This is a genomic window from Prevotella aff. ruminicola Tc2-24 (genome assembly GCF_900110895.1).
Classification (GTDB): Bacteria; Bacteroidota; Bacteroidia; order Bacteroidales; family Bacteroidaceae; genus Prevotella.
Genome location: NZ_FOIQ01000007.1, coordinates 1 through 11,980 on the forward strand (window position 1 = coordinate 1; position 11,980 = coordinate 11,980).

Consider the following 11,980-nt stretch of genomic DNA (forward strand, 5'->3'; position numbering starts at 1 on the left):
CCCAGATGGTCCTTGTTCTGGTAGTAGAACGTGAACTTGTCCGTCGTGCCGCTGGCCGTCGCCTGGGCGTAGCCGCCGTCGAAGAGGTACTTGTCGATCTTGCCGTTCCTCACCACCAGGCTGCCGCCCAGCAGATAGTCCGTCGAGTCCGTGCTCTGGATCTCCGACGCCTTCAGCTCCACCTGCTGCCCGATCGTACGGGTGATGTTCGCCTTGGCCGTGTAGTGCACCATGCGCAGCTTCTGGCCCGTCGCACTGTAGACGTACTTCGTGATGCTCCCGTTGGTGAAGTAGATCTTCTGGGGATTGCCGCTCAGGTCGTAGGTATAGCTATCGCTTATCATCTTCCAAACCGTATGGTTGATTCCGAGGACAAATATAGGCAAATTGTTCGAGACTACCAAATCTGTGAGGTAAATTGTGGGATGGTCCTTCGATGCTTCGACAAACCCAAAAAGGAGATAACCCCCCCCTCGCTTTTTCTAGTTCACAACTTCTTCCGAGCACTTTTTTAGGCACTTTTTTAGGACAAAAGGAGAGATGGCGGTCCGTCAATCCTAGTCCCTTCGACAGGCTCAGGGACCGCGGTGGTTGGGGCTCAGCAACCATGGAAATCGGGGATTTCCGACTGACAGAAAACGCGGAGGCCCCCTCATATACTTTTAGCCCCCTATAGGGGGCCAAGTATAGAGGGGGACACCTCTGGCTTATTCTGTCAGTCGGCCGCCGCCATCGTTCAACTAATACTTGAACGACGAGCCGCCGAGGAATTCACGGAGGAGGGAGGTCGGGGGGATCTGGGTGTCGGGGATGGGCGTGATGTATCGGAGGAACTTCAGCAGGCGGTAGGCCTCGGCATACTCCACACAGTTCTCTGGCACCTGCTCCAGCAGTGGCTCGGCCTGACTCTTGATAACGGCCAGTTCGAAGAGCATGGCGGTGTTGAACATCGCGTCGGCATTCTCCTGGAAGGGGAAGATCCACTTATTCTCACCGGCACGGACCGACGGCCATCGGCGGATGGTCTCGCGGGCACTGACAGCCCGATACTTATGGTCGCGGATGATGCGCCGCAGCAGACGGTTGTCGGTGGTGGGGATATAGTTGTGGTTGTCGAGTAGCACCGTCGTGAGTGCCGAGGCATAGACACGGAAGATCTGCTCTTTGGGTATCTGTGCGGTCAGCTCGGGGTTCAGGGCGTGGATGCCCTCCACCACCAGGATCTCATTGTCACCGAGGCGCAGGCGTCGGCCGCTCTTCTGACTGGTACCTGTGGGGAAGTCGTAACGTGGCAGTTCCACCTCGTCGCCGCGGAAGAGGGCGGTGAGCTGTTCGTTGAGCAAGGGCAGGTTCAGGGCATGCAGGTGCTCGAAGTCGTAGTCGCCTTTCTCGTCGCGTGGCGTCTGGTCACGGTCCACGAAATAGTCGTCGAGTGAGATGTTGACGGGACGGATGCCGTTGACGGCCAACTGTATGGACAGACGCTTGCAGGTCGTGGTCTTGCCCGAGCTTGACGGACCGGCGATAAGCACGAGCTTGACGCCTTTCCGCTGTGTGATCTCATCGGCAATCTTCGCGATCTTCTTCTCCTGTAGTGCTTCCGATATCTGGATGAGGGTGGAGCTGTGGCCTTTCTGTACCACATCGTTCAGGTCGCCGATGGTGCTCAGACCAAGGATGTTCTGCCAGTTGTGGTGCTCCTTGAAGATGCCGAACATCTTATCCTGAGGGATAATCTCGCCCAGCTCGTCGGGATGCTCACGAGAAGGGATGCGCAACAGCAGACCATCGTAGTATTTCTCTAATCCGAAGAGATAGAGTTGCGAGGTGTTCGTCAGCAGTGAACCGTAATAGTAGTCCATATAGCCGTCGATGTCATAGAAGGTCGTGTAGAGCCGCCCCAGTCCCTGCAGCAGTTTCACCTTCGACTTGTAGTGAAGACTCTCGAACAGTCGGATGGCCTCCTCGGTGGTGGTCTCATGACGATGTATCGGCAGGGCCGCGTCGATAATCTCCTGCATTCGTCGGCGGATGGCGCCCGCATCGTCGAGGGTGACGGGGCGGCCGATATGCAGGTTGACATAGTAGCCGTTGCTTACGGGGATGTCGATGACCACCTTACATGGGTCGTAGAGATCGCGGACGGCCTTGCAGAGTACGAAGAACAGCGTTCTGGTATAGGCACGTGAGCCGCTCGTCGAGGTGATGTCGAGGAACTCCACCTCTTTCTGCTTATAGACCCGGTAGTGCATACCCTCTACCTTGTTGTTCACGTGGGCTGAGATAGGACCGTGCTTCAGTTCCAGTCCGCTGAGATGATACACATCTGCCAGTGTGGCACCGATCGGTACGTTGATGGTGGTGCCTGTATTGCGACAAAAAACTTGTGCTGTTTCCATTTTGATGATGATTTTCGACCACAAAGATAACGAAAAAACCAAAGAAGTGTTGGTGCATTTAGATTTTTTTATTATTTTTGCAGCAAAATTCAAATCATAGGATTTCTTTATGCTCGTTTTGTTCAAACTCCTTGGCTCGCTCGCCCTTCTGATGTTTGGTATGAAGTCGATGAGTGACGCCTTGCAGAAGATGGCGGGTCCGCAGTTGCGACACGTCCTCGGTGCAATGACCACCAATCGTTTTACGGGAATGCTGACAGGTATGCTGGTGACAGCATCGGTCCAGTCGTCGACGGCAACGACGGTGATGACGGTCTCGTTCGTCAATGCTGGACTGCTGACCCTGGCGCAGGCCATCTCGGTGATCATGGGTGCGAACATCGGAACGACGCTCACGGCCTGGATCATGTCGGCCGGTATGTCGTTCGACATTACAAGTGCCGTCTATCCGGCATTCCTCGTGGGTATTATCCTGATCTATCTGAAGAGATACCGTTATATCGGCGATTTCCTTTTCGGTCTGTCGTTCCTGCTCTTAGGACTGGGCACGCTCCGAATCACTGGAGCGGAGATGCATCTGGGCGAGAACCAGGCCGTGCTCGACTTCTTCGCTTCGTTTGATCCCGACTCGTTCGTGACCACGTTGGTCTTCCTCTTCCTTGGAGGTGTGCTGACCTTCTGCGTCCAGTCGTCGGCAGCCGTCATGGCCATCACCATGATCCTCTGTTCAAGCGGCGCCTTACCGATCTATCAGGGTATCGCCCTGGTGATGGGTGAGAATATCGGTACGACGATCACCTCTAACCTTGCCGCGCTCTCGGCTAATACCCAGGCGCGTCGGGCCGCCTTGGCACATATGTTCTTCAATGTGTTCGGTGTGGTGTGGATCCTGTTCGTCTTCCGTCCCTTCGTCGATGCCGTCTGTGGCTTGGTGGGCTACGATGTCGCCATGGTGAAGGGAGAGGTGGCCACCAAGGTGTTCCTGGCTAATGCCGCTAAGCTGAGCTTTGTGCTTGCCGCTTTCCATACCTGCTTCAATGTGGTGAACACGTTCATCCTCATCTGGTTCATCCCACAGATCGAGCGTTTCGTCTGCTGGGTCATCAAACCGAAGAAGGTCGACGAGGAGGATGAGTTCCGCCTGCATTTCATTACGGCTGGCTTCATGAAGACTCCGGAGCTTTCCGTGTTCGAGGCCCAGAAGGAGATACAAGCCTTCTCGGAGCGTATGCAGCGTATGTTCAATATGGTGCGTGAGCTGCTGACGCTCTCGTCGAGCACCAGCAGTAAGAAAGACAGCAATGGGGCTGACTTCAACAAGCTCTACTCGCGGATTGAGAAGTACGAGGGTATCTCTGATAACATGGAGTTGGAGATAGCCAACTATCTCGACCAGGTCTCAGATGCTCATCTCTCCGATGACACCAAGGCCAAGATCCGCTCCATGCTCCGTGAGATCTCCGAGCTAGAGAGTATCGGTGACGCCTGCTTCAATATGGCACGCACCATCTCAAGGAAGTATAATGGCAAGCAGGATCACTTCAACGAACGGCAGTATGATCATATCCATCAGATGATGGAGCTGACCGACCAGTCGCTCACACAGATGAACCGACTGATGATGGGACGGAAGGAGACCTTCGATGTGAACCGCACGTTTAACATCGAGCATGAGATCAATAACTTCCGTAGTCAACTGAAGTCGCAGAATATCACCGACGTGAACAACCACGAGTATACCTATGCCGTGGGTACAATCTATATGGACCTCATCAACGAGTGCGAGAAGCTCGGCGACTATGTCGTGAATGTCGTGGAGGCCCGTATGGGTATTCGCTGATTATCAAGGGGTGCCCACGGGTGTGGGCTGAGATGATACCCTCTAACCTGATCCGGATCATACCGGCGTAGGGATGGATAGTAGGCTTAATCAACACAAATCCCCCTTTACATAGATGAAAAAAAGTAAAAGGTAAGTAAAGGAATGAAAAGATTATTTTTAGGAATGGCAGCGCTGGTGGGCGCAATGAGTGTGAATGCCCAGAACAAGGCAGCGTTGTATGACTCCACACAGGTGGAGCAGTTGCAAGAGGTCGTAGTGAAAGGTGTGCGTGCGCAGAAAAACGCACCGTATGCCGTTTCCAACATCAGGAAACAGCAACTCGACGCGTTCTCGAAGACGGGGCGCGAACTGCCTCTCCTCTTCTCACAGACACCCGGTGTGCTGGCATGGAGTGAGAACGGACTGGGCACGGGAACGACGGCCATGCGTATCCGTGGTGCCGGTGGCTCACGTATCAACGTGACGCTCGACGGCGTGCCCTTAAACTCGCCCGAGGACCAGTGCGTGTTCTGGGCCAACATGAACTCCTATGGTTCTCTGCTCGGCAGTGTGCAGATACAGCGTGGCGTAGGTACATCGACCAATGGCGACGGAGCCTTCGGTGGTACGGTGGCCCTGGCGTCGGCCACGCCCTTGCTGGTGCCGAGTGTGGAGGTGTCGGCCTCATACGGCTCCTATAACACGTATAATGTCGGTGGGAAGTTCTCCTCCGGTCTGTTGTGGAACCATCTGATCATCGACGGTGCCTACCATGAGACGCATACCGATGGTTTTATGCACGGCACAAGCGGTCGCTCGGGCTCCTACTATGGCGGTCTGACATGGCTGACCGATCATTTCCGTCTGAGCTATAAGAATATCGGCAACTTCGAGCGTACCGGTCAGGCTTGGAACGGTGTGACGGCAGGTAATGATGATTACTCTCTGATGGATGGCAGCTACGACGACGGCTCATGGTCGTACAATGCCAAGACGGGTATCAGAACTTATCAAGATATGTGGAACGCCGGACTGGGTAAGTTTAATTCTCTTTATGAGCGACTTGCTACCGGTAGCGACGGACTCTTCGTGAAGGATGCCAACGGAAACTACCAGACGGAACGCTACCGCATGGCCGATGGCACCATCTGGGACAAGACTACCGATAACTTCTGGCAGAACCATAACATCCTCTCCGCAGCATGGACTATCAATGACCACTGGAGCACGACAGCCTCGCTGCACTACACCTATGGTCATGGTTACTACGAGGAGTTCCGCTATAATAATAAACTGGTGAAGTATGGCATTAAAGCGGCCGATGCCGATGGTACGAACATCAAGCGCTCGGACTTCGTGCGTAAGAAAGGACTGACACAGCATACCTATGGACTGGTGTGGAGCGCCAACTACAAAGACGATCTATGGGATGTCATCGGTGGACTGTCAGTCCAGAATTTCGATGGTAATCATTTCGGTTTCCTGACCTATGCCTCCAACGAAGTCGTCAGACAGCAGTTCCTGGGCGGCGGTGCCTATCGCTACTACGATTCAGATGCTCATAAATTCGACGGGAATGCGTACCTGAAGGCTGCTCGCCATCTTGGTGAGCAGTGGGATGTATTTGCCGACGTGCAGTATCGGTATGTGGGTTATAAGACTGATGGCTATAACGACAAGTACAAAACCGACAAGGCTACCGGTGAGATCCTGACCCATTATCTTGACATCAACGAGAAGTATCACTTCTTTAACCCGAAGGCTGGCTTCTCATGGCATACGGGTGGCCATCGCGTCTATGGTTCTGTGGCCCTGAGTCATCGCGAGCCTGAGCGAAACAACTTCACCGACAATGGTCACCGTGCCTATCCGAAGGCGGAGCGACTGACGGACTATGAATTGGGCTATACCTATAACAGCGGTATCTTCCGTGCTGGGGCGAACTTCTTCTATATGGACTATACCGACCAGTTCGTGCAGACCGGAGCCGTGAGCGATATCGGTGAGCCTCTGACCACAAATATCAAAGACAGCTACCGCATGGGTGTGGAGCTGCAGACCGGTGTGGATCCCACATCGTGGCTGACCATCGAGGGTAACGCCTCACTGAGCAGGAACAGGATCAAGGACTTTGACGAGACCGTGAACATCGACTGGGACGACGACCCCGACGACGGACAGTGGGAGACCATCCACTATGATCACTCTACGCTGGCCTTCAGTCCTTCTGCCATCCTGAATGGCTTCGTCACCCTGCATCACAAAGGCTGGCAGGCCGTATGGCACACCAACTTCGTGTCGCGCCAGTATCTCGACAATACAGAGAACGCCGACCGCTCGCTGCCCTGCTACAGCGTGTCGAACGCTTCTGTCAGTTATACTCTGAAGCCGAGGAAGGTCATCAAGGAGACGATCTTCGGCCTGAACTTCAATAACGTGTTCAACCGTCGGTATGCCGCCAGCGGATGGTCGTACTCCTGCATTCTCCGCAACTATGGCAATCATCCGAACGACAACCGTTACTACCAGCTCGGCTTCGTTCCGATGGCGGGCTTCACGGTGTCGGGCAGTGTGACGGTAAGGTTCTAAGAAGATGATGGACTTCCTGATAGCACACTGGCTTGATATCCTGACCACCATCCTGGGTCTGGCCTATATCCTGTTGGAATATAAGGCGAGCGTATGGATGTGGGTCGTGGGCTTCCTGATGCAGGCATTGGGCATCGTGCTCTACTACCAGAAAGGACTCTATGCCGACTGCGGCATGGAGTTCTACTATCTGTCGATGACGGTCTATGGCTACTGGAAGTGGGTCCGTGGGTCAGCCTCGAAGACCGTCCTGCCCATCCGTCATTTCCCTTGCCGGCTGGTACTCCCGTGGTTGGCATTGATCGTTGGTGTGTGGGGCCTTATCTATTGGCTTCTCGTGACGTACACCAACTCGACCGTGCCCCTGGCCGACAGTTTCACGACCGCCTTAAGCATCGTCGGTGTCTGGGCCCTGGCTCACAAGTATCTGGAGCAGTGGTTCATCTGGATTGCCGTCGATGTGGTGACGTGCGTGCTCTATTTCTATAAGGATATCCCCTTCAAGGCCAGTCTCTATGGCCTCTACGTCGTGATAGCCGTCTTAGGCTGGTTCAAATGGCGACGGATGATGAAGGAAGAGTCATAAAGCATATAACCATCTAACCCTCTGGGTGTCGGTCTTTCGGCCTTGTCGGGTTAGATGGTTATATGATTACCTGATAACGTTATTAGTCTATCAAGCCCAGGTGTTGTAGAATCGGAAACACTGTTGCTGCAGACTGACGATCTTTTTTCTTTTTGATGGCATTATACTCATCGGCCACCTTCTGATGGTCCTTCAGAACCTCAGCCATGAAAGCATCGTCAATCAGCCGGATGTTCACCTTACCCTTCTTTGCGTCCGACTCTATCAGGTAGCACACCTGATTGCTCATCTGCGAAGAAGCAGCAATGGCTCCGCCAACAGCGCCGCCGAGACCTCCGAGCAAGCTCTGACGGGTAAGGGCTGCCTTCCCGATTATCTTATTGACGATGCACAGTTTGTCGCCATCATAGCGGTAGCCTTTCGTATAGCCGTTGCCGAAGCCGGTATTCTCGAAGCGCAGGTTGCGACAATTCACATAGATGGTGTCTTTGCATATCACAGCAAAGGCCTCTTTCTTGATGATCTCATCCTGTGCTTTGTCGCCCGTCGTCAGCTTATAGTCGTTTCCGCCCATCCACAACTGATGTGACTTGCTGTGACCATTCAGATAGACGGTGTCGATCTCTGTCCACTGGTCGGCCTTGAAATCCTCATAACTCTTACAATACTTGTTCTGTGCCGTTGCCGTCATGGCAATAGCGAGACATAACATCACTAATCCTTTTCGTTTCATTTTTTTATGGTTTATGGTTTTTAAAGAATGCTCCCTGTAAGTTTCCTCACGATATTGCTACATCCAAGAAGACACATGACTCCACCACATGCAAAGGCCACTGCATAAAGAAAACAAATCCACCTCATAATGGATGGCTTCTTGTCTAACTCCTCAAAGTCTTTTCTATATTTCTCTTTGTCAATCCAATATTCTAATCCAAATGCGACAATTATACCAGGAATAATTAGGAATAACCAGGGGTCATAGTCAGACGTAAAAATGGAATAACCAATAACATTTTTAACAACTAGGAATATTAAAGACCATACATATAGTGTAATAGAGAAGACAAAAAGGATGCCTCCTGTTCTAATATGATACATACGGTAATCACGGATTCCAAAAACATAGTCTATTTGATAAAATCCATAGAAAATGTAATTTATGATTTTTTTCACTGCAGATGTTTAAAAGGCGAGTTGTATTCGCATAGTATGCAATATAATAAGAATTCGCCTGCAAAAGTAGAACAAATATATTAATTTTCCAAACATAAGAAGTACTATTTTATGCAAAAACTAAGCAAGACGCATGGGAGGGCGTGTTGGTTTGAGTGTTGCTTTGTAGTTTTTCCTTAACCTGACGATGGGAATCTCGGTAAAAAAGCGTAATTTTGCAGCGCAAAAGACGAAGAGTAATGAATGGGAAGGGGAGGCTTCCCGAAAAAGATACTATCAAGACATGAATAGAAGCTATGCTTTATTTTTCGATATCGACGGTACACTGGTGAGTTTTAAGACTCATGAGATACCGGACTCGACGGTCCGTGCGCTGACACAGGCGAAGGCCAACGGCCATCGTGTGTATATCGCCACGGGACGGCCTCCTATCATCATCACGAACCTTGGTGCGATTAAGCACCTGATAGACGGTTATGTGACCACCAATGGCGCCCGCTGCTTCGTCGGCGAGGAGACGGTGTCGTGTAATGCCATCCCGGCAGAAGAGGCTCGTCTGGTGGCAGATGATGCCAGAGAGAAGGGTTACGGACTGATCATCGTGGGGGAACGCGATCTGGCTGTCTTCGACCCGAAGGGTGACGTGGATCGTATCTTCCGACTGGAGCTCGCGGTTAAGAACCTCCATCTGGCGCGACCTATCGAGGAGGTGCTGCAACAGCCGGTCCTCCAGCTGACGCCATTCTTCCCCGATGACTATGAGCCACAGCTGATGGAACGGATTCCTGGCTGTATTTCCGGGCGCTGGCATCCAGAGTTCACCGATATTACCGCAAGGATGGCCGACAAGGGGCGCGGACTGCTGGCCATGGCTGCCCATGAGGGGATAGAACCGGCACACACGATCGCCTTCGGTGATGGTGGAAACGACACCTCGATGATACGTACTGCCGGCATCGGCATCGCCATGGGAAATGCCGTCGAAGCCCTGAAGCAGGAGGCAGATTATGTGACGTCCTCTGTCGATGACGATGGCGTATGGTCTGCCTTGCAACATTTCGGTATCATATCCGAATAAAAGAAAAAAAGGCATCCGGCACTATCACAGTGCCGGATGCTACGCAAACTTCAAACCGCTCGGCTCGCAGGTCATGCAAGCCTGAGCAAGAACCAAAAAAAGAAATATTACCGAATGAACAGCAGTTCGCGGTACTTAGGCAGTGGCCAGAGGGCATCATCGACGATGAGCTCGAGCTTGTCAATCTGATAACGGATATCGTCAAGCTTCGGTTCTACCTTATCGTGATACTCGATGGCTTTCTCATGTTCATCTGTGATCTTGTTGGCTAGTTTACGGGCGTTCACCAGTTCCTCTACACCCTTTTCGATGGTTGAGGTGCGCTCGGCAATCTCCTCGATGAGCTTGATGTTACGGGCAGACAGCTTCTCGGCCTTGTCGGCGGGGAAGATGGCCGACATATCCTCTACGTTGTGGAGCAGGGCGCTCTGGTAGCGGGTGGCCACAGGGATGATATGGTTCATCGAGAGGTCGCCCAGCACGCGGGCCTCGATCTGGATCTTCTTCGTGTAGGTCTCCCATTTTACCTCGTTACGTGCCTCCAGCTCCTTCTTCGACATCACACCGAGACTCTCGAACATCTTGATGCTCTCGGGGTCGAGGTAGCGCTCGAAGATCTTCGGACAGCTCTTCTCCACGTCAAGACCACGCTTCTCGGCCTCCAGTACCCATTCGTCGCTATAGCCGTTACCGTCGAAGCGGATGGGCTTGCAGGTCTTGATGTCCTCACGGAGTACGTCAATGATGGCATGGAACACAGCACTGTGCTCTGTACCGTCAAATTTCTTGGCGGTCTCGGCTACACGACTGTCTACACGTTTCTTGAAGTCTACCAAGGCCTCGGCCACGGCACTGTTCAGGGCGATCATCGCACTGGCGCAGTTGGCCTCTGAACCTACGGCGCGGAACTCGAAACGGTTGCCGGTGAAGGCGAAGGGTGATGTACGGTTACGGTCGGTATTGTCGATAAGCAGTTCCGGAATCTCAGGGATATCAAGCTTCATACCCTGTTTGCCGGCCATCGAGAAGAGATCGTCCTTGTCGGCCTTCTCGATATGATCGAGCAGTTCGGTGAGCTGCTTGCCGAGGAATGAGCTGATGATGGCTGGGGGAGCCTCATTGGCACCCAGACGATGAGCGTTGGTGGCACTCATGATGGAGGCTTTCAGCAGTCCGTTGTGCTTATAGACACCCATCAGTGTCTCGACGATGAAGGTGACGAAGCGGAGGTTCTGCTCGGCAGTCTTACCAGGAGCATGGAGCAGGACACCATTGTCGGTGCTCAGCGACCAGTTGTTGTGTTTACCGGAGCCGTTGATGCCTGCGAAGGGCTTCTCGTGGAGCAGGGCGCGGAAGCCGTGCTTGCGGGCCACACGCTTCATCAGCGACATCAGCAGCATGTTATGGTCGACGGCCAGATTGGTCTCCTCGAAGATAGGAGCCACCTCGAACTGGTTGGGTGCCACCTCGTTGTGACGGGTCTTACAAGGGATGCCGAGTTCCAGGGCCTGGATCTCAAGATCTTTCATGAAGGCAGCCACACGCTCGGGGATAGAGCCGAAGTAGTGGTCGTCCATCTGCTGGTTCTTGGCTGAGTCGTGACCCATCAGCGTGCGACCGGTGAGCAACAGGTCGGGACGTGCGGCATAGAGGCCTTCGTCGACCAGGAAATACTCCTGCTCCCAACCGAGGTTGGAGGTGACCTTCTTCACGGCCGTGTCGAAATAATGGCAGACGTCGGTGGCGGCAACATTGACGGCCTTCAGGGCACGTAACAACGGAGCCTTGTAGTCGAGGGCCTCACCTGTATAAGAGATGAAGATCGTAGGAATACACAGGGTGTCGTCGATGATGAACACCGGTGATGTGGGATCCCAGGCAGAATAGCCACGTGCCTCAAAGGTGGCACGGATACCACCAGAGGGGAACGATGAGGCGTCGGGCTCCTGCTGAACGAGCAGCTTGCCGGAGAACTCCTCGATCATACCGCCCTTACCGTCGTGCTCGATGAATGAGTCGTGCTTCTCGGCCGTGCCCTCGGTCAACGGCTGGAACCAGTGGGTATAGTGGGTCACGCCGTTCTCCTTGGCCCACTGCATCATACCTGTTGCCACGGCATCGGCGATATTACGCTCCAGGCGCGCGCCGTTGTCGATGACGTCGATCATCTTCTCGTAGACATCCTTCGGCAGGTACTTGTACATCTTCTCACGGTTGAAGACCTTCTTTCCGAAATACTCATAAGGTCTCTCACTCGGTGCCTTTACGTCGAGGGGCTTCTTTGCGAAAGCCTCGCCGACCATCTGAAATCTTAATGCTTCCATAATCTTTCC

8 protein-coding genes, 1 pseudogene and 1 riboswitch are annotated in these 11,980 nt (G+C 53.1%); of the genes and pseudogenes, 4 read left to right on the plus strand and 5 right to left on the minus strand.

Annotated features, from left to right (window positions below; all coding sequences use genetic code 11):
• Nucleotides 1–386: pseudogene (locus BMY63_RS11700) on the minus strand (hypothetical protein); the annotation flags it as partial.
• 354 nt (nucleotides 387–740) lie between these two features.
• Entirely contained in the window at nucleotides 741–2,399 is a 1,659-nt protein-coding gene (locus tag BMY63_RS11705) for a nucleoside kinase (protein WP_091917003.1), read from the minus strand.
• Nucleotides 2,400–2,508: 109 nt separating this feature from the next.
• On the opposite strand from BMY63_RS11705, the gene BMY63_RS11710 reads away from it, so the two are divergent.
• The 3 genes from BMY63_RS11710 to pnuC all read left to right on the plus strand — a co-directional run bounded on the left by BMY63_RS11710 (nucleotide 2,509) and on the right by pnuC (nucleotide 7,396).
• Nucleotides 2,509–4,239, plus strand: a complete 1,731-nt coding sequence (locus BMY63_RS11710) for a Na/Pi cotransporter family protein (protein ID WP_091917005.1) — start codon at nucleotides 2,509–2,511, stop codon at nucleotides 4,237–4,239.
• Nucleotides 4,236–4,331: riboswitch (TPP riboswitch) on the plus strand. (Overlaps the previous gene by 4 nt.)
• 52 nt (nucleotides 4,332–4,383) lie before the next feature.
• Nucleotides 4,384–6,810, plus strand: coding sequence for a TonB-dependent receptor (locus tag BMY63_RS11715; protein ID WP_091917008.1), 2,427 nt, complete (start codon nucleotides 4,384–4,386; stop codon nucleotides 6,808–6,810).
• A 4-nt stretch (nucleotides 6,811–6,814) separates the two neighbouring features.
• The gene (gene pnuC / locus BMY63_RS11720; RefSeq protein ID WP_091917010.1) at nucleotides 6,815–7,396 is read left to right on the plus strand and encodes a nicotinamide riboside transporter PnuC; all 582 of its coding nucleotides are present in this window, start codon (nucleotides 6,815–6,817) and stop codon (nucleotides 7,394–7,396) included.
• Between the two features lie 82 nt (nucleotides 7,397–7,478).
• Here the strand turns inward: pnuC and BMY63_RS11725 are convergent, their stop codons facing one another.
• A complete protein-coding gene (locus tag BMY63_RS11725) occupies nucleotides 7,479–8,129 on the minus strand; it encodes a DUF6563 family protein (RefSeq protein ID WP_143065791.1) in 651 nt (216 codons plus the stop codon).
• A gap of 20 nt (nucleotides 8,130–8,149) precedes the next feature.
• Nucleotides 8,150–8,569 carry a hypothetical protein gene (locus BMY63_RS11730; RefSeq protein WP_091917015.1) on the minus strand — a complete coding sequence of 140 codons (420 nt, stop codon included), beginning with the start codon at nucleotides 8,567–8,569 and terminating at the stop codon, nucleotides 8,150–8,152.
• A 283-nt stretch (nucleotides 8,570–8,852) separates the two neighbouring features.
• On the opposite strand from BMY63_RS11730, the gene BMY63_RS11735 reads away from it, so the two are divergent.
• Entirely contained in the window at nucleotides 8,853–9,647 is a 795-nt protein-coding gene (locus tag BMY63_RS11735; protein WP_091917091.1) for a Cof-type HAD-IIB family hydrolase, read from the plus strand.
• 107 nt (nucleotides 9,648–9,754) lie between these two features.
• Here BMY63_RS11735 and BMY63_RS11740 read toward each other — a convergent pair whose 3' ends face one another.
• Nucleotides 9,755–11,971, minus strand: a complete 2,217-nt coding sequence (locus BMY63_RS11740) for a glutamine synthetase III family protein (protein WP_091901865.1) — start codon at nucleotides 11,969–11,971, stop codon at nucleotides 9,755–9,757.
• Nucleotides 11,972–11,980: the final 9 nt, after the last annotated feature.